The 22,715-nt window shown below is 57.9% G+C and carries 22 protein-coding genes and 1 other RNA gene; 6 read left to right on the top strand and 17 right to left on the bottom strand.

Annotation, left to right across the window (positions count from 1 at the left end):
• Nucleotides 1–13: 13 nt before the first annotated feature.
• The 13 genes from H4N61_RS14050 to H4N61_RS13990 all read right to left on the bottom strand — a co-directional run bounded on the left by H4N61_RS14050 (nucleotide 14) and on the right by H4N61_RS13990 (nucleotide 14,158).
• Nucleotides 14–736, bottom strand: a complete 723-nt coding sequence (locus H4N61_RS14050) for a pyrimidine 5'-nucleotidase (RefSeq protein WP_248306038.1) — start codon at nucleotides 734–736, stop codon at nucleotides 14–16.
• 43 nt (nucleotides 737–779) lie between these two features.
• Nucleotides 780–2,003, bottom strand: a complete 1,224-nt coding sequence (locus H4N61_RS14045) for a hypothetical protein (RefSeq protein WP_169196023.1) — start codon at nucleotides 2,001–2,003, stop codon at nucleotides 780–782.
• 134 nt (nucleotides 2,004–2,137) lie between these two features.
• A complete protein-coding gene (gene ilvA / locus H4N61_RS14040; RefSeq protein WP_182394307.1) occupies nucleotides 2,138–3,658 on the bottom strand; it encodes a threonine ammonia-lyase, biosynthetic in 1,521 nt (506 codons plus the stop codon).
• 244 nt (nucleotides 3,659–3,902) lie between these two features.
• Nucleotides 3,903–4,799 (bottom strand): acetylglutamate kinase, encoded by an 897-nt coding sequence (argB, locus tag H4N61_RS14035; protein ID WP_169196021.1) that lies wholly within the window; start codon nucleotides 4,797–4,799, stop codon nucleotides 3,903–3,905.
• A 99-nt stretch (nucleotides 4,800–4,898) separates the two neighbouring features.
• Complete coding sequence (gene tilS / locus H4N61_RS14030; protein ID WP_169196020.1) at nucleotides 4,899–6,173, bottom strand: tRNA lysidine(34) synthetase TilS; 1,275 nt, start codon at nucleotides 6,171–6,173, stop codon at nucleotides 4,899–4,901.
• The gene (locus H4N61_RS14025) at nucleotides 6,158–7,165 is read right to left on the bottom strand and encodes a tetratricopeptide repeat protein (protein ID WP_169196019.1); all 1,008 of its coding nucleotides are present in this window, start codon (nucleotides 7,163–7,165) and stop codon (nucleotides 6,158–6,160) included. The genes tilS and H4N61_RS14025 overlap by 16 nt, the downstream gene beginning before the upstream one ends.
• Nucleotides 7,166–7,344: 179 nt before the next feature.
• On the bottom strand, nucleotides 7,345–7,815 hold the full coding sequence (gene pal, locus H4N61_RS14020; RefSeq protein ID WP_169196039.1) for a peptidoglycan-associated lipoprotein Pal: 471 nt from the start codon (nucleotides 7,813–7,815) through the stop codon (nucleotides 7,345–7,347).
• Between the two features lie 254 nt (nucleotides 7,816–8,069).
• Complete coding sequence (locus H4N61_RS14015; protein ID WP_169196018.1) at nucleotides 8,070–9,095, bottom strand: peptidoglycan -binding protein; 1,026 nt, start codon at nucleotides 9,093–9,095, stop codon at nucleotides 8,070–8,072.
• A gap of 3 nt (nucleotides 9,096–9,098) precedes the next feature.
• Entirely contained in the window at nucleotides 9,099–10,091 is a 993-nt protein-coding gene (locus tag H4N61_RS14010; RefSeq protein WP_349236462.1) for a flagellar motor protein MotA, read from the bottom strand.
• A 178-nt stretch (nucleotides 10,092–10,269) separates the two neighbouring features.
• Nucleotides 10,270–11,064 carry an inositol monophosphatase family protein gene (locus H4N61_RS14005; protein ID WP_169196016.1) on the bottom strand — a complete coding sequence of 265 codons (795 nt, stop codon included), beginning with the start codon at nucleotides 11,062–11,064 and terminating at the stop codon, nucleotides 10,270–10,272.
• A gap of 131 nt (nucleotides 11,065–11,195) precedes the next feature.
• Nucleotides 11,196–12,365: a tetratricopeptide repeat protein gene (locus H4N61_RS14000; RefSeq protein WP_169196015.1), complete on the bottom strand. Its 1,170-nt coding sequence runs from the start codon at nucleotides 12,363–12,365 to the stop codon at nucleotides 11,196–11,198.
• A complete protein-coding gene (locus H4N61_RS13995) occupies nucleotides 12,362–12,967 on the bottom strand; it encodes a thiamine phosphate synthase (RefSeq protein WP_169196014.1) in 606 nt (201 codons plus the stop codon). The genes H4N61_RS14000 and H4N61_RS13995 overlap by 4 nt, the downstream gene beginning before the upstream one ends.
• A gap of 162 nt (nucleotides 12,968–13,129) precedes the next feature.
• Entirely contained in the window at nucleotides 13,130–14,158 is a 1,029-nt protein-coding gene (locus tag H4N61_RS13990; RefSeq protein WP_182394306.1) for a class I fructose-bisphosphate aldolase, read from the bottom strand.
• 180 nt (nucleotides 14,159–14,338) lie between these two features.
• On the opposite strand from H4N61_RS13990, the gene H4N61_RS13985 reads away from it, so the two are divergent.
• Complete coding sequence (locus H4N61_RS13985; RefSeq protein WP_182394305.1) at nucleotides 14,339–15,169, top strand: aldo/keto reductase; 831 nt, start codon at nucleotides 14,339–14,341, stop codon at nucleotides 15,167–15,169.
• A 42-nt stretch (nucleotides 15,170–15,211) separates the two neighbouring features.
• Here H4N61_RS13985 and H4N61_RS13980 read toward each other — a convergent pair whose 3' ends face one another.
• From H4N61_RS13980 to tkt, 4 genes are all read right to left on the bottom strand, one after another.
• Nucleotides 15,212–16,414: a phosphoglycerate kinase gene (locus tag H4N61_RS13980; protein ID WP_169196011.1), complete on the bottom strand. Its 1,203-nt coding sequence runs from the start codon at nucleotides 16,412–16,414 to the stop codon at nucleotides 15,212–15,214.
• A gap of 70 nt (nucleotides 16,415–16,484) precedes the next feature.
• Nucleotides 16,485–17,018: a putative glycolipid-binding domain-containing protein gene (locus tag H4N61_RS13975; RefSeq protein WP_169196010.1), complete on the bottom strand. Its 534-nt coding sequence runs from the start codon at nucleotides 17,016–17,018 to the stop codon at nucleotides 16,485–16,487.
• A gap of 116 nt (nucleotides 17,019–17,134) precedes the next feature.
• On the bottom strand, nucleotides 17,135–18,142 hold the full coding sequence (gap, locus tag H4N61_RS13970; RefSeq protein ID WP_169196009.1) for a type I glyceraldehyde-3-phosphate dehydrogenase: 1,008 nt from the start codon (nucleotides 18,140–18,142) through the stop codon (nucleotides 17,135–17,137).
• A 47-nt stretch (nucleotides 18,143–18,189) separates the two neighbouring features.
• Complete coding sequence (gene tkt / locus H4N61_RS13965; protein WP_182394304.1) at nucleotides 18,190–20,166, bottom strand: transketolase; 1,977 nt, start codon at nucleotides 20,164–20,166, stop codon at nucleotides 18,190–18,192.
• Between the two features lie 238 nt (nucleotides 20,167–20,404).
• On the opposite strand from tkt, the gene H4N61_RS13960 reads away from it, so the two are divergent.
• The 5 genes from H4N61_RS13960 to H4N61_RS13940 all read left to right on the top strand — a co-directional run bounded on the left by H4N61_RS13960 (nucleotide 20,405) and on the right by H4N61_RS13940 (nucleotide 22,709).
• A complete protein-coding gene (locus tag H4N61_RS13960; protein WP_169196007.1) occupies nucleotides 20,405–20,695 on the top strand; it encodes a DUF4164 family protein in 291 nt (96 codons plus the stop codon).
• Nucleotides 20,696–21,070: a cell division protein ZapA gene (zapA, locus tag H4N61_RS13955; protein ID WP_169196006.1), complete on the top strand. Its 375-nt coding sequence runs from the start codon at nucleotides 20,696–20,698 to the stop codon at nucleotides 21,068–21,070. It abuts the gene before it with no gap.
• 64 nt (nucleotides 21,071–21,134) lie between these two features.
• Nucleotides 21,135–21,291: non-coding RNA, 6S RNA (gene ssrS / locus H4N61_RS13950), on the top strand.
• Between the two features lie 12 nt (nucleotides 21,292–21,303).
• Nucleotides 21,304–21,891, top strand: a complete 588-nt coding sequence (locus H4N61_RS13945; protein ID WP_169196005.1) for a 5-formyltetrahydrofolate cyclo-ligase — start codon at nucleotides 21,304–21,306, stop codon at nucleotides 21,889–21,891.
• Nucleotides 21,888–22,709 carry a TIGR00282 family metallophosphoesterase gene (locus H4N61_RS13940; RefSeq protein WP_169196004.1) on the top strand — a complete coding sequence of 274 codons (822 nt, stop codon included), beginning with the start codon at nucleotides 21,888–21,890 and terminating at the stop codon, nucleotides 22,707–22,709. The genes H4N61_RS13945 and H4N61_RS13940 overlap by 4 nt, the downstream gene beginning before the upstream one ends.
• Nucleotides 22,710–22,715 lie beyond the last annotated feature (6 nt).

Raw genomic sequence — 22,715 nt, 5'->3', positions numbered from 1 at the left:
GAAGAAATAGTCGTTATTTCAGATTGCGGAGAAACTTCGTCAGGTTTGCAGTGACGTGATGGACGTGCGGACCGGAGGTTTGCTCCAGCTCCCACGCATCGACGAGGTCGTGGCTATAGTCTTCGCTGGCCACCACCTGCACCGTGCTCATCCCCATTTCGTGCGGAACGACGAGGTTCTTTTCGAGATCGTCGAAAAACACCGAATTGCTGGGGGTGATGCTGTAGCGCGAGAAGAAGCCTTCATAGGCCTCTTTGCGTGGCTTGGGGATGAAGACCATGTCACGAATGTCGTGGAAGTCTTCAAAGAGGTCCGCGCCGCCGAGGCGAGTAAGCACTGATTTGGCGTGGTTGGTGTCCGCATTGGTCAGGATCAACTTACGACCTGGCAGGTTGCGAATGGCCGCCACCAATTCGAGATTCTGCTGAACCGGGGAATAGTCGATGTTGTGGACCGTATGGAGAAAATGGTCCGGATCGATTGAATAGCGGCTCATCAAGCCGTTCAGCGTCGTGCCGTAGTCCCGGTAGAACTCTTTCTGCAGCTTTCTAGCTTCAGTAAACTCAAGCCGCGTAACGTCCATCACATAGTGGGTGATGCGGACGTCCACTTGCTCCCACAAATTGCATTCACGCGGGTACAGCGTGTTATCGAGGTCAAAGACCCACTCGGATACGTGGCTGAGGTCGGCGGCGGGGGACGGGGAGATCACAGAGGTCATAAGCGCAGAATGCATCAATAGCTTGAAAAGGAAAGGGGCCCGAGGGCCCCTAGGAGATTTACTGGTTTGCCGTGAGGGTAATGCCCAGGGTCTTGATCAGACTTGCTGGGTTTGCCGCACCGGCCGCCAGGATCAGCATGCTGGTTTTCGTGGGTGGAGCAATCTTGAGTTCGATGTTCTCAGGCTTGTCGAGGAAGGCCTCGACCGGTGGCGCAACGAGATCAACGATTGCTGGAATGCCAACTTGCTCCAACGCCATGCGCACCATTGGTTTGAGGCTTGCTGCGTATTGCTCGGTGGAGACACCTGCCTGATCTGCAAAGACTTTTAGAGCACGCTGAGCAAAACCTGCGTCATCGTAGCGAAGCGTGAAGCCGCTGATCGAGAGCGCCTGCGCTAGCTCCAGCCCCGTCACCATGGCCTGTGCTTCAGCTTCTTCACTATTGGCCGCCGCCGCCGTTGTTGCGGACAGGGCAGATAGCTTTTCGAGCAGTGGCAGTGTGAAGCCCGAAATGTCGAAGGTCGAGTTGATCTGGCCAACGTCGGCGAAGTCGATCAGGAACTGATCCATGACCATGCGGCCATCGGCCAAGGTCCACTGCGCTGTCTGGTTCACTTCACCCTGCAGCGTTTGAAGTCCCAAGCCGTCGATCATCGCGGCTGCGGCTGGATCTTCGGCCTTGAGCGGCTCTAGGTCAGCCTGAATGTTGGCGATAGTAAAAGTGCTATCAACGGTTTCGAGAACGTCCGCGCTATCGAAGCCAAAGTCGTACTTCGCAAGCAGGCTATCGTAGGTGAGAACGGTTGTGCCGTTCGTGATAACGGTCAGTGGACCGGTGCTGATCGAGCCGAAAGACTGCACGACATGAGCGGCGGTCACTTCGCCTGGCGGCGGCAGCCAAATGTCGGAGGCCTTGATGTCTTTGAGGGTCACGTTCGTCTTAGACTTCTTGGACCCTTCAGCAACTTCGAGATCGGGGATCGAAACGGATTCGATCGTGAAATTGCCGCCACTGCCTTCGGCCACGCCGGAGAAGGTGATCGTCTGGTCGAATACGATAGGATCTTCGCCGGGCACATCCATGGTGGCGCCTTCGACGGTAATCGTATCGCCGTTCACCGTTGCTGGGCCAAACGTAATCTTGCTGCCCGAATATTCCATGACAGCGCTGAAGCGCTCCAGCACGGCATCGGCCTCGAAAGCGAGAGCAGGCTGAGCGACAAGCAGTGCCGTAACGCTTGTTGCCAGTAATGCGGTGGCCGTCTTGATAGTGCCGAGCATGAGCTGTGTCCCTTCTGAGTGAATGCGCAGGGCTGCACCGCCGCTGCAAAACCGTATCGTTGTCTTCGTATGACTTGTAGCAAAGCTAGTCTGACAGAAATGCGACCCAAACGGGGCGGTGTCAGGCGCTTTGCCTAAGCCAGATGCAAAAATTGCTTATAAGCTGGATTTTCGGTCTCGTCCCAATAAGGGAAACCAATCTCGTCGATATGGCTAAAGAAGCTTTCCCGCGTTTCCGCCGGGACTTCGACACCCACCAGCACGCGACCATAGTCGGAGCCATGGTTGCGATAGTGGAATAGGGTGATGTTCCACTCATCGTTGAGGCCCTCAAGGAATTTCAGCAGTGCGCCTGGCCGTTCTGGGAACTGGAAGCGGAACACCATCTCATTGTTCAGTCCACCGACGCGGCCACCCACCATATGGCGAGCGTGAAGCTTGGCCACTTCATTGTCGGTGAGATCGGTCACGGCCAATCCTTGCGCCACGAGATGGGAGATGATGTCGGCTTTCTCGGCATCACCGCGGGCGAGTTTGACGCCAACGAAAATTCGGGCCTTGTCGCCCTGCGCATAGCGATAGTTGAACTCCGTCACAGCGCGTGCGCCAATCTGGCGAATGAAGGAGCGGTAGCTGCCCGGCTGTTCGGGAATGGTCACGGCCAGCAATGCCTCAGCGCGTTCGCCGATTTCGGCGCGTTCGGCGACATAGCGTAGGCGATCAAAATTGACATTGGCGCCAGAGTTGACGGCGATCAGAGCGCCGGTTGCGGGGGCGGTGCCATTTTCAATGTCGCGGCGGAGCCCTGCCAAGGCCAAAGCGCCAGCTGGTTCAGTGATAGCGCGATGGTCATCGAAAATGTCCTTGATGGCCGCGCAGATTTCATCGGCTGAGACGGTGACGATCCCGTCGAGCAGCTCGCGACAGATACGGAAAGTTTCCTCGCCCACTTGGCGCACAGCGACGCCATCAGCAAAGAGGCCGACCTGATCGAGCGGCACAGGATGGCCGGCTTCAATCGCCGCCTTCATGCTGGCGGCTTCCTCTGGCTCAACGCCAATAACTTTGACATCTGGGTTGAGGAATTTGACCAAGAGCGCAATCCCTGCGGCCAGACCACCACCACCTACAGGCACGTAAATCGCGCCGAGGTCGTGCGGGTGCTGGCGCATAATCTCGAGGCCAACTGTGCCTTGCCCGGCGATCACGTCGGGATCGTCAAAGGGGTGGACGAAGACATAGCCGTGCCGTTCTGCGAGGATTTCTGCCTGCGCGCGAGCAGCGTCAAAACCATCGCCGAATAGAACCACTTCACCGCCCAACCGCTTAACGGCGTTGACCTTAATTAAGGGCGTGGTGGTGGGCATGACGATGACCGAGCGAATGCCCGCACGGGTTGACGAGAGGGCAACGCCTTGAGCGTGATTGCCCGCGGAGGCGCAGATGACGCCGCGCGCTTTCTCTTCCTCAGTAAGATTGGCGATGCGGTTATGCGCGCCGCGGATTTTGAATGAGAATACGGGCTGTAGGTCCTCGCGTTTAACGAGGATCTGGCGTCCGAGCTTGGCCGATAGCAATTCCATCTGTTCGAGCGGCGTTTGAATAGCAGCTTCGTAGACTGAGGAGGAAAGGATCTTACGGACGTAGTCGGTCATCAATATGGCTCCAGCGCGTGCGTTTGATGGACGCTTCCGTGCGCTAAATGTCAATTGCGCCGCTGGGATGGCGGATCGTCACGGTTACGTGATCAGCGCGGGGAAGGCCTGAGATTCTCACAGTATTTAGAGTTGGAAATTGCCAGAGCGACCGACGGTGTGTGCCCGAAGCACGATGGTCGCGGAGTTCGCCTATGCAATGAGGAACGGCCGCCAGTACGTCACCGGCGGCCGTTGAAACAGGTTAGCGAACGATCAGCGTGCCCGCGCCGAACTCGGTGAACAGCTCGACGAGAACGACGTGTGGCTGTTTACCGTTGAGGATCACGACGCCTTCAACGCCGCTGTCGAGCGCGTCAAGGCAGGTTTCCACCTTGGGGATCATGCCGCCCGAAATCGTGCCATCGGCGATGAGCGCCTTGGCTTCGCGCACGGTCAATTCTGGAATGAGCTTACCATCGCGGTCGAGAACGCCCGGCACGTCGGTTAAGAACAGCAGGCGCTTAGCACCGAGCGAGCCAGCAATGGCGCCCGCGAAGGTGTCGGCGTTGATGTTGTAGGTATTGCCGTCGCGGCCTGGAGCAACCGGAGCGATGACCGGGATCATTTCCGAGCGGGCCAGCAGGTCGAGCAGGGTGCGATCGACTTCAACCGGTTCGCCGACATAACCAAGGTCGAGCACGCGCTCGATATTGCTGTCTGGGTCGATCATGGTCTTAACCGCCTTTTTGGCGAAAACCATGTTGCCGTCTTTACCGCTCAGGCCGATGGCCCATTCGCCTTCAGCATTAATGGTGGCGACGATCTCTTTATTGATCGAACCCGCCAGCACCATTTCCACGATTTCCATGGTGCGCTTGTCGGTGACACGAAGGCCGCCTTCGAACTTGGATTCGATGCCGAGGTTTTTCAGCATCGAGGCGATCTGTGGTCCACCCCCATGAACCACGATCGGATTAACCTTGGACTGCTTGAGCAGCGCGATGTCGCGCGCAAATGCCTGACCCAGTGCGGCATCGCCCATGGCGTGGCCGCCGTATTTCACAACGACGGTTTTGCCTTCATAGCGCTGCATATAGGGCAGGGCCTGCGCAAGGATGCCGGCATCATGGCTGAACCGGTCTGTATCGGGGGTAGTCATTGCAGTGGGCGCTCCCTGGGAACAAAGCCTCAAATTGGGCCAAGGGTCTATAGGATTTCTGTGGCGGATGAAATCAGGATTCTTTGGACTTTAGAACGATCAATCGACAAGAATTTCGACCTTAATTCGATCATCAAACGACCATCCGCCCAATGCGACCACGTTTCCTGCCTCGTCGCGCAGAATGGGAGTGGTTCGAATGGCTTCCGATGGGGCGGTTACTTTGGCACCAAGCACTGTTTCAATGCGGTGGCGGGGCAAAAATTCCGATACTGAAGCGGTGAAACGCTTGTCGGTCGAGAGATTGGCATAGAGGAAACGCTCGTCCCAAGTGAGCACGCCATTCGGCTCAAGAAACGCGTCTGCGGGCAATGTACGGCCGGGTTCGCGCGAAATGACAAGGGTCTTTTCGCGGACACGAGCAACGGCGCCAAGGGCGGTCGCGGCGCGCTGCAGTGTATTGGCAATGATCGAATCGTAGAGACGATCGACTTGCCCCAAAGCGCGCGGTTTCTGACGACCACCAACGATGGTGAGCACGCGCGAAAGCATGCGCCGACCGATGGCCGGGCTGAGAGCGGTAAAGGCGTCGCGTGAAATGGTGGCGGCGCCAAAGCCATCGAGATCAACGAGTTCGTCAAAAGCTGCATCAGCCATTTGCCCGATTGCAAGATCGGTCTCGGCCATGCGCTGGGCGAAGCGGGAGAGTGCTGCCCCGTCTAGGCCCTCAGCGGCCAGTGCAGGCAGGAGCTTGCGCCAGCGCACGCGTTCATAACTGGTGTCCTCATTTGTTGGGTCTTGCACAGCCGTCATGGCTTCTTGCTTGACGAGGGCAATGAGGTGCTTGGGGTCAATCTCCAAGAGCGGGCGGAATACCGTGATGCCTTCAACTTGCGAGCGGGCAGCCATGCCGCGCAGGCCCTCGATGCCGCTGCCGTGCGCCAGGCGCATCAGGACGGTTTCGGCTTGGTCGGAACGATGGTGCGCGGTGAGAAGTAGCGTTGCCCCATCGTCTATCATTGCCGCGCCGATTATCCCGTAGCGGGCCGCTCGTGCCGCTTCGGAAACGCCGGTTTCTGGCTTTTTACCAGTCCACTTTAGAGCCCGCGCAGTGAGGCCCAAGCGCGCCGCCTCACGTAGTACCATCTCGACCTCGGCCGCGGCTTCTGGGCGAAGATCATGATCGAGACTATAAACGATGAGTTTTGGTGTGTGGGGCGCGCTTTGCGCCCAGCGGTGCGCCAAGATCATCAGAGCTAGGCTATCCGCACCGCCGGAAACCGCTAGGCCGATGGTTTTCTCAAGCGCTGCTGGCGCAAAAAGCTGCGCCAGCAGTGTGGAGTTGGTAAAATCCGGCGTCAGACTGGCGGACATTGCGCCTGCGAATTGGCCTGCAACAGGCTCGTCTGGAACGTTTGACCGGTATTGGGATAGCGTGAGCGGACCTCGCCGAATGTCCGGCACGCGGTTTCGCGTTCACCGACACCAGCCAATGCCACGCCGAGGTTCATCAGCAATTCCGGAGCAACTGGGCTGCTCTGGTGCTTTTCATAGGCGGTGACCAGCACATCGGCAGCTTCGGTATAGCCGCCGCGCGCGATCATGGCTTTACCCAATCCGCTCGACGCATCGGGGAGATTTGGGTTGTCTGGGTATAGTTCTAGGAACTGTTTGAACTGGTCTTCGGCGAACTCGTAATCGCCAGTTTCAAGAGCCTGACGGGCTGCCGCAAACTGCGCATCGGCGTCAGCATTGCCGGTTTTGGGCGTAGGATTGTAGCTAAGATCAAGGGGTTGACCGGTCGCCAAGTTGATCCCGCCATTCTGGCCGGTACCAACGAGCGGATCGGCAGAATTGCCGAGTTCGTCAACAGCACCCTCGTCGCCAAAAGTCGGGTCAAATTCCTGCTCGCCCGGGAGAGGCTTAACGCCTTGCTCGGGAATGTCGGTCAGCGGGGCTGCTTCTTCGTTAGTGGCTGGGGCCTGCGGCAACGCCTGGGGCTGCATCACGCTGCCCGAGCGGGTTGCCGCTTCAGAGTTTCCCGAGTCACCGCCTTCTAATTGCTGGAAACGGAACTCTGCGTCTTCCTGGAAGCGGTTCAGCATTTCTTGCAGCTGGGTCAGCTGGAAGGTGAGGCCTTCAATCTGGCCGTTCAGGGTGCGGATCTGTTCTTCGAGCTGCTGAATGCGAACCATCGACTGTGCGTCGTTCGATTGCGCTACCAGAATGCGGCCGCCATTATTGTTGTAGGAGAGGCCGCCGAGTTCGGCAGCGGGCAGAGAGGTCTGCGCTTGTGCGGCTTGTGCGCCGAGGCTTAGCCCCAGTGCGCAAAGCGCCGCCCTTCCGAATTTCTTAGTTTTGAACAAGGTTACCCTAGCCTCCGAGTGTCGCCGCCGATGCGGATTAAATGGGTATCAATATGTGTCGATAAACCCCAATCGTGCCAAAAAAAAGAAAGCGCCCAAACCATTTCTGGTTTTGGGCGCTTTTACCTCCAGTTTTCACTGGGTCAGTGGCATTCTCCTCGAGAGGAGAGGCCTTTAGCTTACTGGACGACGGTTACCGCGCGGCGGTTCTGCGACCAGCAGGAGATGTCGTTACAAATTGCAACTGGGCGTTCCTTGCCGAAGGACTGGCTGGTGATGCGCTGCGCGCCAACGCCCTTGGAGACGAGGTAGTTGACCACGATGTTGGAGCGACGTGCACCAAGTGCAATGTTGTATTCACGGGTGCCGCGTTCGTCGGCATGGCCTTCGATCATGACGCGGTAGTTCGGATACTGGTTGAGCCACTGGGCCTGCTTGTCGAGGGTCGCCATGGCTTCTGGAGTCAGAGAGCTCGAGTCGGTGGTGAAGAAAATACGGTCGCCAACGGTGACGATGAATTCCTGCTGGCTGCCAGGGGCGCCGCCGCCCGGACCTGTATTACCAACACCGGTCAGGCCAACATTGTCAGTTGCAGAGCGCGAGCACGCTGCCAACACCACGACGAAAAGCATCATGGCAGCAGCGCGCATTACATTAGAGATGGGTGCAGAGATGGCCACGAGCGGCTCCTCAAGAAGGCTTTAAACTTAAGCAGGGCATTTACCGCTCTTATTCTTAAAAGCGAGTTTGCTGCTATGGTTAATCTTGTCCTATTGAGGCTGGGATGTGGCGGGAATCCGGGCTTTTTTGTGGCGCGGTCGATCTCAGACAGCACCGCCATGAAAAGCTGTTAAGGTTAAGCCGTTTAGCTCTCGCCCATGATTTGAAGGGGAGAGAGAAACTCTCACCCCTCCGTTAGCTTGAACTCAATACGGCGGTTGCGCCGGTAGGCGTCATCGGTCTCACCCTCATCGAGTGGGGTGAATTCACCAAAGCCAGCGGCGACCAAGCGATTTGGCGAAACCCCGCGTGAAACCAGATATTGGGCGACGGAAATTGCGCGAGCGGCCGACAATTCCCAGTTCGAGGGGAAGCGTGCGTTGGAAATCGGGCGCTTGTCGGTGTGGCCGTCGATGCGCAGGACCCAATTAATATCGGGTGGAATTTCGTCTTCAAGCTGCAGGATGGCGTCGGCCAGAGCATCAAGATCGGGCAGTCCGTCTTCGCCCAGAGTGGCCTGACCCGCGTCAAACAGAACTTCGGATTGGAAGACGAACCGGTCTCCAACAACGCGGACGTCGGCGCGACCTTCAAGAATCTGGCGCAAGCGACCAAAGAAATCAGAGCGGTAGCGCGACAGATCCTGCACGCGTTGGGCTAGTGCAAGGTTCAGGCGACGGCCAAGATCGGCAATCTGCGTGCGCGATTCTGTATCGCGAGCCTCAGAGGCGTTGAGCGCGTTTTCGAGCGCGGCGATCTGAGTGCGCAAAGCGGCCAACTGCTGGTTGAGCAGGGCGACCTGCGCATTGGCCTCGTCGGAGAGTTGTTCGGCCGCCAGTAGCTCCGATTGCAGCCCTGCGATGGCGTCGTCCTTGTCGCCGAGACCCGCGCCGATTCCGGCGAGGCGCGAGTTCAGCGATTGGTTTTCGTTCTCGGCGGAAGCGAGCGTTGCGGTGATGACGGAGATTTGGCCAAGCAAATCATCGGAATTGGCACGCTCCAGCTGCAAGAGCTCGGTCAGTTCGGCAATCTGGGAGTTGAGCCGAGCGAGTGCCGTATCGCGCCCCTGAATCTCCTGACCCAGAAAGAACTGGGTCAGCATGAACAGCGACAGCATAAAAATGATGACGAGCAGAAGGCTCGATAGGGCGTCTACGAACCCCGGCCAGTAATTGGCCTCTTGCCTGCGACGCGAGCGGGCTCCCGGCATGGCTTAGTTCCGCCGCTCGTTGTCGAGCTCTTTGGTCATGGCTTCCAACAAATCGCGCAGCTTCTTGTTGGTTTCGCCTTGCTCCAGGATATGGGCGCGCAAATCGTCTTGCTCGGTGCGGATGTGCTTGACGAGGCCATCAATACCGCGCGCCAGTTCGGCCATGGCGCGAATGGCGTTTTGCGAGGAATTGGCGTTCTGCATATTGGCGCCAAGCTTATCGAACATGGCCTGCATGTCCGGGCCGCCCGCATTGGCCTGCATGGCCGAAACAGGGTGATCCAACTCGGTCATGGAGGTCATCCAGTCTTCCAGGTCGGTGTAGAAGGCGTTCTGAGCCTGACTGGTTTGAAGATCGAGAAAGCCGAGGATCAGCGATCCTGCAAGGCCAAAGAGCGAGGACGAGAACGCCGTGCCCATGCCGCCGAGAGGAGCGGCGAGGCCCTCCTTGAGGTTGGAAAAGAGCGAGGCGCTGTCTGCGGAGGTCACATCGAGAGCATTGATAACGCCAGCAACGGAGCTGACGGTTTCTAAGAGGCCGTAAAACGTGCCCATCAGCCCCAGAAAGACCAGAAGACCCGTCAAATAGCGTGAGGTGTCTTTGGCCTCATCGAGGCGATTTCCCACCGAATCCAAGATGGAGCGCATGGACGACGGCGTGATAACCGCGTCGCCAATGCGTTCGCGCAGCAACCCTGCCACAGGAGCGAGCAGTACTGGCGTACGCACATTGGCCTGTGTGCCGTCTTGAAGCGAGTTCACCCACTTCACTTCTGGGAAGAGGCGGATGACCTGACGGAAGCTTAGGAAAATGCCGATTGCGAGAGCAAAAAAGATCATCGAGTTGATGAACGGGTTTGCCCAGAAGAAGCTGATGATTTGCCCGGCCAGAATGGCGGCAACCAAGCCCACTAGGATCAGGAAGATCACGATCTTGACCAGATACACACCCGGGCTTGCTAGGTGATAGGGATCATATCCTTGGCTCATCGACATTCACGCCCCTTACGCCGCAAATCAGGCATGGCAAAGACTAGAGGGGCTAGCGATGCGTGACAACTCGTAAGGTTAAGGATTTCTCAATCCACAAACCAGATTTCGTGACCCGCACAAACAAAAGCCCCCGCCGAGCGCTAGAACGCTGGGCGAGGGCAGAAAATCAGTTTGGCTAAACTTAGTGGATTGGGCGCAGAGCCTTGAGCAGCAGTGGCTGCAGGGTTTCGTTGCCAGCCACGAGCTGACCGTTGGCAACCGAACCAGGCTGACCGGCGTAGTCCGAAACAACGCCACCGGCTTCCTTGACGAGCAGGAGACCCGGAGCCACGTCCCATGGCTTAAGGCCAGCTTCCCAGAGGGCGTCGAAACGACCTGCTGCGAGCCAAGCCATGTCAACGCAGATCGAGCCGGAGCGGCGAATGCCAGCAACGGCAGCATTGATCGATGCGACCTGCTTGATCTGGAGAACGTCGTTAGAGGTGCCCTGAGTCTTGATGCCAGTCGAGACGACAGCGTCAGCAAGGTGGCGACGCGCGCCAACGCGCAGGCGCTTCTTATCAGCAAGCCATGCGCCACCACCCTTTTCGGCGGTGTAGAGTTCGTCGAGCACTGGGTTGTAGATCACCGAGGCGACAATATCGTCGCCGCGCTGCAGCGCGATTGCGACTGCGAACAGTGGGATGCCGTGTAGGAAGTTGGTTGTGCCATCGAGCGGGTCAACGATCCAAGTGTGCTGGCCGTCGGTACCTGCAACTTCGCCACCTTCTTCCATCAGGAAGGCATAGGATGGGCGGGCTTTGCGCAGTTCATCATAGATGATCTGTTCGGCGCGAAGGTCGGCCTTGGAAACGAAGTCCGCTGGGCCCTTGCGGGATACCTGCAGATTTTCGACTTCGTTGAAGTCGCGGGTGAGGGATTTACCGGCTTTAATGGCCGCGCTGACCATAACGTTTAGAAGGGCGGAACGCGCCATATCGGATTTGCTCGCTAGCTCATGCGGATTATATGCATCGGGCCCGTGTGGATGGAACCAGTGCAGAAGGAGAAAAGCTCCGCCGCAAAATAAATGTGTGGCGGGCTTATTGCCTCAGAACGGGGCGCGGTTCAAGGGTCTTGGCCCGCATCATCTTGTCCCGGCGCAGCTTGTTCATCCTCGACCGTCGGATCGACCACGAGGCTTGGTGCATTTTCGGGATCAAGAGTGGTGGGTAAAACTTCACCAATGGGCTCGATAGCCTCAACAGTGGCGCTGGCGGTTGAACTCGGCGCGGGCAATGGCCAGAAGCGTGCGCGCTCCTCAGCCCGTGCCAAAGCCTCTGGGCGGATCGACACAAGCAGGCGGTCCAATGAAGGGTCCGTAAAGCCCTGGCGGCGCGCCAAAGAGCGCCACATCGCCGCCTCTTCAAGATCGAGTGATATTCCTTCACCAACGGCAAGGAGCTTGGCGTAGCGGTTCTGTGCTACAGCGCTGCCGCTATCGGCGGCGCGTCCGTACCAGCGCGCTGCTTCTTCAAGATCGCGATCAACGCCCTGACCGAGATAGAGCAGGGTCGCGTAGTCGATCTGGGCCGAAACGAGATTCTCTTCTGCTGCGCGCTTGATGAACTCTGCGCCCTCAACTGCATTGGGCAGAACGCCAACGCCTTCGATGAGCATGGTGCCATAATCATAAAAGGCTTCGGGCAGTTCAGCGTCGGCGGCCTCTTTCATAAGACCAGCCGCTTTGCTCATGTTGGGTTCGGCGTAAATGCCCTCAACATGCAAGAGCGCCATATTATATTTGGCGGGAGCATAACCAGCGTCCGCAGCCATTTTGAACAGTTCGGCGGCCTTGGCGCGATCTTTCTCAACACCGATTCCCTGTTGGTACAGCATGCCGAGCTCAAACGTCGCGAGGCGGTCGCCCGAGCGGGACGCGAGTTCATACCAGCCGCGAGCGCGCTCAGCATTCTGTGCTACGCCTAGGCCTTTGGAGTAAATTTCAGCAATGAGCGTTTGCGCTGCGCCATCGCCCTTTTCAGCGCGTGGTAGGGCAAGTTCGAGAGCGGTTAGATAATAGCCGCGCTGGAACGCGCCATAGGCATAGTCGGGTTCGCGCGTGGAGCCGAAGATGGAGTTATTGATCTCAATCGCGCCGGGCATGGGAGAGGCCGGTGGTGCGGCCTCTTCAGCAACAGGGGCCTGCGCTGGCTCAGCCGGTTCTGCATCCTGCGCGAAAGCGGGGAGGGGCAGGGCGAGCAGCGCTAAGGCGAAAAGGCGCGATGTGCGGATCATTCTGTCTCCCGAAGGGCACGATCAATAGCAGCCAAAGCCGCTGCAGGATCAGCAGCGGACCAAACGCTATCAGACACTGCAATAAATTCCGCCAAAGTTGCGGCAGCATCGCCCGCCTCTGCACTCGGGTTCGAAAAAACAGCGGGAACCTCAAAAGCTTCTGCCCACCAAGCGCTGAGTTCAGCGGCTTGTGGGTCGGCTTTGTCGCCAATCGGGCCAAAGAAGACATAGTCGACGTCCATTTCGCCAAAGCTCATGGCGTCGTGGCGCGAGCGGATGTGTCCGGCGCCAACAATGCCCTGAGGCTTGAGGAGCTTGATTGCTTCCTCAATGTCTTCAACGTCCCCGGTCGAAATATGCACGCCATCGGCGTCGAGCTTTTTAGCGAGCTTAGCGTCGTTTTCGACCAGAACAGCTGCGCCTGCTGCTTGTCCGACCTGAACGAGGCTGGCAACGAACTTGGCATAATCAGCGTCAGAAAGGGTGCCGCGCTGCACCAAAATGGCTGCAATTTCGGGGCCGGTCAGCACAGCCATCAGCTGGCGCGGAAACTGGGCGACATCCGGATTGGCCGGGGTGATGAGATAGAGCTGCGGCGCCATGGGCATTTCCGATACTGCAAAGCATTGTTGCCTTCATTGCGATTTTAGCAATGCGCGGCATGTCTCACATAGGGGATGAGAACGGGTTGGCGCAATGGTGCAATAAATAAGGCGCGGATCGATCCAGTCGACGCGCGCCCAAATCCACAGTGATGCGGAGCGTTAAGCTGCGCGATCTACAGCGTTATTCCACTGACCCAGTGCAGCGAGCGAGTTCATGTGGGCGCGGTGTGCAAAAGCGGTACGCGCTGCCATGAAGTTCTCACGACGGCCTGACCAAGTGCGCAGTGCAACGTTCTGCAAAGCACGGCCGTAGGAGAAGGTCATTGGCCAAGGCTTGCCACTGATCTGGTTCATGGCAGAGAGGTGGGCTGTTGCTTCTTCGTCGGTCTGGCCGCCGGAAAGGAAGGCAATGCCGGGAACAGCCGCAGGAACGTGGTCGCGCAGCACTTCAACAGTGCGCTTTGCAACTTCTTCCACGCTTGGGCGGTCACGGGAGTTGATGCCCGGCAGGATCATGTTTGGCTTGAGCAGCATGCCTGCGAGATCAACGCCGGCAAGGCGGAGTTCCTTGAAGACGTTTTCGAGTACGTCGCCAGTGACCTGAGCGCAGCGCTCCAGCGAGTGGTTGCCCGGTTCGCCATCGCCAACCACTTCTGGTTCAACGATTGGCACGATGCCAGCTTCTTGGCAGAGCACGGCATAGCGGGCCAGCGCGTGGGCGTTAGCGCGGATGTTGTTGCGGGTTGGGGCGATGTCATTGATGGTGATCACAGCGCGCCACTTGGCGAAACCGGCGCCGAGCTTGGCGTATTCTTCAAGGCGCTGACGCAGGCCATCCAGACCTTCTGTGATCTTTTCGCCAGACTCACCGGGCATTGGGAATGCGCCGCGGTCGACCTTGATGCCCGGGATAACGTCGCCATCAGCGAGAATGGCGCGGAACGGTGTGCCGTCTGCCGCTTCTTGCTTGAGAGTTTCTTCGGTGAGGATGACACCGGAAATATAGTTGCGCATGGCATCGGAAGCGCCAAAGAGCATTTCGCGGTAGTCGCGGCGCATTTCGAGAGTATTCGGCAGGTTAATCTTTGAAAAACGCTTGCCGATAGTGCCTTCGCTCTCGTCGGCAGCAAGAATGCCCTGTCCGGGCGTCATAAGTTTCTGCGCAATCGCGTTAAGGGACTTCGTCATCGTGTGCACCTCAGTTGGGAACTTGAGGCGACATTAGACTTTTGGACTTCTGCTTTCGATTAGACCTGTGGTTATTAGACGAAAGGCTAATCTAGTATGGTAGTGAGCGTTGGCCTTGCGATGGCGTGGCAAAACACTACATCTCTCGTCGAGATGAAAGACGCGCATCGAGGGATCCAAATGACCACTGCACCGACCCAGACTTTCCACGACGGCTACACCATTCCCCAGATTGGACTGGGCGTGTGGAAAACCCCCGATGATGTGGCTGTGGATGCTGTCGCCACGGCTCTGCGCTCTGGATACCGTCATATCGACACGGCGGCCATCTACGGCAATGAAAATGGCGTTGGTGAAGGCATGCGCCAAAGCGGGGTGGAGCGAAAGGATATCTTTCTGACCACCAAGCTCTGGAATGAGGACCAAGGTTATGACAGTGCGTTTCGCGCGCTCGATGCGAGCCTAGACAGACTGGGCACCGACTATGTCGACCTCTATCTTATCCATGCCCCGTCAGCCTTTCGCGGCAAGTATGTTGAGAGCTGGAAGGCGCTCATCGATATCCAAAAGACGGGTAAGGCGCGCTCCATAGGTGTGTCGAATTTTACGACTGGCTTTTTGAACGAGATCATTGATGCCACTGGCGTCGTGCCGGTGATCAACCAGATCGAGCTACACCCAAAGTTCCAACAGCGTGAACTGCGGGCTCTTCACGAGAAGCTTGGCATCATTACTCAGAGCTGGAGTCCATTGGGACAAGGTCAGCAGCTTGATAATCCGGTGATTGCGGAAATCGCCAAGCGGTATGGCAAAACCCCTGCGCAGATCATTATCCGCTGGCATTTGGACAGCGGCCTCAATGTCATCCCGAAATCGGTGACAGCGAGCCGCATTATTGAGAATTTTGCCGTGTTCGACTTTGCGCTTGATGCCGAAGCGATGGCAGCCATCAACGCCCTAGACGACGCTGGAGGGCGCATCGGCTTCGATCCGGCGACGATGACGTTCTAACAATCAAAAGAAAAAGGCCGGGAGTGATCCCGGCCTAAATTCTTACTTCTTGAGCGCTTCGACGCCTGGCAAAGGCTTGCCTTCCATCCATTCAAGGAAGGCGCCGCCAGCGGTCGAGACATAGGTCAGCTGATCCTTGACGCCAGCGTGGGCAAGCGCGGAGACCGTGTCACCGCCACCACCAACTGAGACCAAGTGGCCGTCATGAGTGCGCTTGGCGACATGTTTGGCGATAGCGACTGTTGCTGTATCGAAGGGCTCGATTTCAAACGCGCCCACTGGGCCGTTCCAGATGACGGTTTTGGCGTCGTCGATAGCTGCATTGATGCGCTCAACCGAGGACGGGCCGATGTCGAGGATCATGCCGTCGTTAGCAATGGCATCGACCCCATACAGCATGGTTTTCGTGTTTGCCTTGAACTCCCAAGCGACGACGGCGTCGATAGGCAGAATGATGGCGCAATTGGCCTTGTCGGCCTTTTCCATGATGCGACGGGCGGTATCGGCAAGGTCCTTTTCGCAAAGCGACTTACCAACGCCCAGACCCTGTGCGTAAAGGAAGGTGTTGGCCATGCCGCCGCCGATAACGAGGGCATCCACCTTGGAAACGAGGTTTTCCAGCAGGTCGATCTTGGAAGACACCTTAGCGCCGCCAACAATGGCAACGACCGGTTTCTTTGGCTTGCCGAGACCGGCTTCAAGCGCTTCAAGCTCGGCCTGCATCGCAAGACCGGCCGCAGCGGGCAGGAGGCGCGCTAGGGCTTCGGTCGAGGCGTGGGCGCGGTGCGCAGCCGAGAAGGCGTCATTGACATAAACATCGCCAAGGCTGGCCATGCGTTCGGCCAGTTCAACGTCGTTTTCTTCTTCGCCTGGGTGGAAGCGGGTGTTTTCCAGGATCAGGACGCAGCCTTCCGGCGCGTCGTCGATCGCGGCACCGGCTTCAGACACATCGATCCAATCGGTAGCAATGAAGCCAACTGGAAGCTTGGTGACATTGGCAACAGCTTCACAGACCTGCTCAAGCGAGAATTCAGGATCAACCTTGCCCTTCGGACGGCCGAAGTGGGAGAGGATGATAGCCTTGCCATCGCGCTTGACGATTTCGCGGATGGTCGGGACCAGACGTTCGATACGGGTCGCATCTGTGACCTTGCCGTCTGCAACCGGAACGTTGAGATCGCCTCGCAGCAGCACGCGCTTGCCGGTCAGATCGAGTTCATCCAGGGTCTTGAAACTATCGCTCATGGTGCTGCTCCGAGTGTGTGGCCGCTGGGTAGCAGAGTGGCACGTTTGGCGGAAGGGCGAAACATGCACACTAGTCTATCGATTTGAACAAGCCCGGATAGTTCACCACCAAACCATCTGCATCGAGGGTGATTTCAACGTCGATCTGGGCAGATTGAAAGCGCGCAGCTGTGTCGGAGAGCTTGGTGTAGATCTGCTCGACACGGCTAAAGCTGAGGTCTGTGGCGTCAATATAGACGAGGGCTAGGCGCTGAGCCACGCCCACCTCCGGCTCCAGCCGCCAGAGGGGAAGGGAATTGGTCATCGGGGTGGGCCAGATGTCGAGATCGAGACATCCTTTGAGCGCGGCGATGGGCTCGGCGCGATTGTCGCTCCAATTGCCGAGGCCGTCTGAGAAAAGCTCTAGCACGCCGCCATTGGTGTGTTCGATTTTTGCGGCACGAACACGCGCTGCACCGTCAATGTCGAGCCGATAAAACAGGCCAAAGTCGGGGCCAATAATCGTACCGCGAATGCGGGTGTCGCGTCCGTTGAAAATCACGTGGGCATGTTCGAGCGTATCAAGCTCAAGCCCTTTCCAAGCAATCGTGCGATTGAGCGTCATCGTCCTGTCCCTCTGGGTGAGGATGGCACGGGGGTTCTCATTTTGTCACCCGGTGGCGCTCAAACAAAAAAAGGGCGCCCCGAGGGACGCCCTTAAACAGTTTGTCTGGAAGATCCTTAGAGGGTCTTTGCCAGTGCCACTGCGGTGTCGGACATACGGTTGGAGAAGCCCCACTCGTTGTCGTACCAGGACAGGATCGACACGAAGTTGCCGCCCAGTACCTTGGTCTGATCCAGAGCCATGGTCGAGGAGTGCGGATCGTGGTTGAAGTCGATCGAGACGTTTGGAACTTCGGTGTAGCCGAGAACGCCCTTGAGTTCGCCATCGGCGTACTTCTTGATCGCAGCGTTGATTTCTTCAGCGGTTACATTGCGCGACGCGATGAACTTGAAGTCGACGCAGGATACGTTCGGGGTCGGTACACGGACCGAAACACCGTCGAGCTTACCAGCGAGTTCTGGCAGAACCAGACCGATAGCCTTAGCAGCGCCGGTCGAGGTTGGGATCTGCGAGAGCGCAGCTGCGCGGCCGCGATAGAGATCCTTGTGCATGGTGTCGAGGGTCGGCTGGTCACCGGTGTAGGAGTGGATGGTGGTCATCATCCCCTTCTCGATGCCGAATTCCTTGTGCAGCACATAGGCGACTGGTGCTAGGCAGTTGGTGGTGCACGATGCGTTCGAGATCACCACGTCATCCTTGGTCAGGCTGGCGTGGTTAATGCCGTAAACGATGGTCTTGTCAGCGCCGTCGCCCGGAGCCGAGATGATCACCTTCTTCGCGCCGGCCTTGAGGTGAGCCGATGCCTTTTCCTTCGAGGTAAAGATACCGGTGCACTCAAGAGCGATGTCGACGCCCATTGCGGCGTGCGGCAGGTTCGCTGGATCGCGCTCTGCGGTGACCTTGATTGGGCCACGACCAACGTCGATGGTGTCGCCATCCACCTTCACTTCATGAGGGAAGCGACCGTGCACGCTGTCAAAGCGCAGCAGGTGAGCATTGGTTTCTACAGGGCCCAAGTCATTGATCGCTACGACTTCGATGTCGGTACGGCCCGACTCGATGATAGCGCGCAAAACGTTACGGCCAATACGACCAAAGCCATTGATGGCGACGCGAACTGCCATAGTTTTAAACTCCAAAGAAGGAAGATTGGGAGGGAGGTCCCGATCTGTTACAACTGCGCGGTGACGGCTTCAACAACGGCCTTCGGCGTAATGCCAAAGTGGGCATAGAGCGCATCGATTGGGCCAGAAGCACCGAACGAGCTCATGCCAACAAAGCGGCCCTTGTCGCCAAGGAGCTTGTTCCAGCTCATTTCAATGCCAGCTTCCACAGCAACGCGTGCCTTAGCCGAACCGATCACTTCAGCCTTGTAGGCATCAGACTGCTTGTTGAAGAGTTCCATGGACGGAACCGAGACGACGCGAGCGGAAATGCCCTGTGCGGTCAGCTCCTTCTGCGCTTCTACAGCGATGGCTACTTCCGAGCCGGTCGCGAAGATGACAGCGTCTGCATTGGCATCGCCGAGGATAGTGTATGCGCCCTTAGCCGACTTGTTCTCAACCGAATATTCGGTGCGCAGCGCCGGCAGGTTCTGGCGCGACAGCGCGAGGATGGACGGCGTCTTCTGCGACGCCAGAGCGATTTCCCAGCATTCTGCAGTTTCCATCGCGTCAGCTGGACGGAAAACGTAGAGGTTCGGGATCGCGCGCAGAGCGGTCAGGTGCTCCACTGGCTGGTGCGTTGGGCCGTCTTCGCCAAGACCGATCGAGTCGTGGGTCATGACGTAGATCGAACGGATTTCCATCAGCGCAGCGAGGCGGATCGCTGGGCGGGCATAGTCGGTGAACACCATGAAGGTGCCGCCGTATGGGATCAGGCCGCCATGAAGGGTAACGCCGTTCATGGCTGCACCCATTTCGTGCTCGCGGATACCGTACATCATGTAGTTGCCAGAGCGGTTGTTCGCCTGGAACGGCACGGTGTCCGGGGTATTGGTGAGGTTCGAGTGGGTCAAGTCAGCCGAACCCGCCAGAATTTCCGGCACGTTCTTGGTGACGACTTCGAGAGCCATCTGCGAAGCCTTGCGGCTGGCGACCTTTGGCTTGTCTTCAGCGAGCTTCTGCTTGTAGGCGGCGAAGGCTGCGTCCAGACCGGTTGGGAGCTTGCCCGACATACGGCGGGTGAACTCGGCCTTGTGCGCGGAGGCGGCAAGGGTCGCTTCCCAATCGCCACGGATATTTGCACCGCGCTGGCCAGCGGCGCGCCACGTGTCGAGGATATGAGCAGGGATTTCAAAGGCTGGGTAGTCGATGCTGAGTGCGGCCTTTGCGCCAGCGAGTTCTTCAGCGCCAAGTGGAGCGCCGTGAACCTTTTCGGTGCCCGCCTTCTTTGGCGCGCCGCGACCGATGACGGTCTTGGCAGCGATCATGGTTGGCTTATCGGTCGACTTCTTCGCTTCGAGCAGAGCCGCTTCAATAGCTGCCTGGTCGTGGCCGTCGATTTCGATGGTGTTCCAGCCCGAAGCCTGGAAACGCGCGATTTGATCGGTGGAGCAAGCGTTGGACACTGCGCCATCGATGGTGATGCTGTTATTGTCCCAGATGACGATCAGCTTGTTGAGCTTGAGGTGGCCAGCAAGGGAAATTGCTTCTTGGGAGATGCCTTCCATGAGGCAGCCGTCACCAGCAAGAACATAGGTGTAGTGGTTGACAAGGTCGGAGCCGAATTCGGCCGCGAGCTTGGCTTCTGCAACAGCGAAACCAACCGAATTGCCGATACCAGCGCCGAGTGGGCCAGTGGTGGTTTCGATGCCGGTAGCGTGACCGTATTCTGGGTGACCGGCGGTCTTGGCGCCGATCTGGCGGAAGTTCTTGACCTGGTCGATGGTCATGTCTTCATAGCCCAGAAGGTAGAGCGAAGAGTAGAGCAGCATCGAGCCGTGACCGGCCGAAAGAATGAAGCGATCGCGATCTGCCCAGTGGGGCGCCGCAGCGTCGAACTTCATGATTTTTGTGAACAGCACGGTTGCGATATCCGCGCAGCCCATGGGAAGGCCTGGGTGACCAGAATTAGCTTTCTCGACGGCATCCATGGAGAGAGACCGGATGGCATTGGCCAATTCGTTCTGCTGGGCTGTGTTCGTCATGGGGCGGACCGCTCTTTCAAAAGGCTGAAAACGTGGGAGTGGGCGCGCAAATGTCACCCTCCCAAGGCGGTTTTGAGCCATAACAGGTTCCCTTAGGCTGTCAATGTCGGCATTAGGGCAATACGTTCGCCTCTTCTTGCAAAATAAGGGGGTATGGATGGCGACTCGGTTGCAATGCCGGGTAGGGTGGGCCAAGTTTATGTGCTCGAAACGATGCGCCTAAAGGGCAGTACCGGCAATGAGTGAGACGGAACTTCAAGAAGGGCTGCAAGCAGCCGACGCCCGTTTCAACCGGGCAATAGAAAGACTGGAAACCAGTCTGCGCGACCTTAATGGGCGTATCCAGAGACGTCAGCGCATGGAAGTGGACACGCAAAGGCTCGTGCATGAACGCGCGCGGCTTGCCACTGAGCTCGATAAAACGGCAGCAAAGGCGAAGCGTCTGGATGACGGTGCACACGAAGTGTCGCGTCGTCTCGTCGAAGCCATGGAAACCGTGCGGTCCGTGCTCCAAAAAACGGAGAGTTGAGTGCCCGAGGTCAATGTTGAAATTAATGGCCGCAAGTACCGTATGGCTTGTGAAGCAGGTCAACAGGGGCATTTGATGCGCCTTGCCGAGCGTTTTGACGCTGAGGTTGAAGCGCTCAAGGGTGCCGTCGGCGAAATCGGGGATACCCGTCTAACGGTCATGGCAGGCATTGCCGTCATGGATGAATTGACGGAAGCGGAAAAACGCATCGCCGCTCTTGAAGAGCAAGTGGCGCTTTTGACCGAGGCCGGGCAAGGCATTGCCGAAGAGCTTGAGCAGACCGAGCGTAAGTTTACCCAGAAGCTCGATGAAGCCTCACGGACGATCGAGAGCATCGCCAGCGTTCTCGAGCAAACTGCGCCAGTTGCGAATTGAGCGATCAACCTCGTTGAAAGCGCGATGGTGGCCTTTGCAGCGGTGCCGGAAGCGCCTATATGTGTAAGCGCTGCCCGGCGCGTGAGGACACAGAATCCCCGGGGCCTTAATCGATCCTAAGGGAGCTGTCCCTGACCAGGCCCGTGGGCTTGGACATACGGCGCCCACCTACGTAAGTAGGTTCCCGGGATCGCAATTCCCACGGCCTGGGCGGCACAAATATCTGAGGTTTGATGGCGCAGCTGAGCGTTGATGAGATCAAGTCAGACCTGCGGCACGAAGCATACCTTGCCCGCGCGGCGCTGAGTGCCGACTATCGACGTGATGCCGCTTTGGCCGTCGCCTCCCATTTTTTCCAATCATCGCTGATGTCTGACGCCGATACTGTCGCTGGGTATTGGACACTGCGCGATGAGCTCGATTGCCTGCCGATCTTGAATGCGCTGAAAGAACGGGGCGGAAAAGTCATCTTGCCGGTGGTGGCGGCATCCGGTCAGCCGCTCGATCTAAGGCTCTGGGAGCCTGATGTTCCATTGGAAAAAGCCGGTTTTGGTACCTTCGGGCCCCCGAGCACTGCGCCACGGGCGATACCCGATGTCCTATTGCTGCCGCTCGTTGCCTTTGACAAAACAGGCACGCGTCTGGGATATGGCGGTGGGTATTACGACCGGACGCTTGCGTCCCTACCTAAAAAGCCACGGCTCATTGGATTGGCCTACGCCGTTCAAGAGCTCGATGAGATACCTCGCTTGGACCACGACGTGCCGCTAGATGCCGTCATTACAGAGACTGGCCTGCGCATGTTCGGAGACACTTTATGAGACTGCTTTTTCTTGGCGACGTGATGGGTAAGGCCGGACGTGATGCCATAACCGAACGCCTGCCGGGCTTGATCCAAGAATACAAATTCGATTTCGTCGTCATCAACGGCGAGAACGCCAGCCATGGGCGCGGTCTCACTGAGGGCCATTACAACGCATTGCGTGACGCGGGCGCGGACATTGTCACGCTTGGCGACCATGCTTTCGATCAGCGTGAAGCGCTTTCTTATATCGAGCGTGAACCCAATTTGGTGCGCCCGATCAATTATGTCTCTGGCACGCCGGGCCGCGGCGCAATGATGGTCGAAGGCCGCAATGGGCATCGCGTCTTGGTGGTCAATGCGCTCGGCCGCGTATTTATGCCCCCGATCGATGACCCATTCCGCGCTGTTGAAGCGGCGATCGCGCAAGCGCCACTCGGGCATGTCGCCGACGCTATTCTGGTCGACTTCCACACTGAGGCCACGTCGGAAATCCAGGCGATGGGCTATTTCTTGGATGGTCGTGCTACCCTCGTGGTTGGCACACATACCCATATCCCCACCTCCGACCACCGCATTTTGCGTGGCGGCACGGCGCTGATGGCCGACGCTGGCATGTGCGGAGATTTCGACTCTGTTATCGGCAGTGATTATGAGGAGCCGTTGAACCGGTTCCTCAGTGGCATACCGACTGGCCGATTTGTTCCGGCAGATGGTGAAGCCACGCTCTGCGGCGTCGCCGTTGAGACTGACCCACTGACGGGTCTGGCGCGTTACGTTGCACCTTTGCGGGTTGGCGGCGTACTGGCTCAGGCATTGCCGGACTTCCCTGCATAAAGACTA

It is taken from the genome of Devosia sp. MC521 (assembly GCF_014127105.1).
Taxonomy (GTDB): domain Bacteria; phylum Pseudomonadota; class Alphaproteobacteria; order Rhizobiales; family Devosiaceae; genus Devosia.
This window is presented reverse-complemented; position numbering and strand designations above follow the sequence as displayed.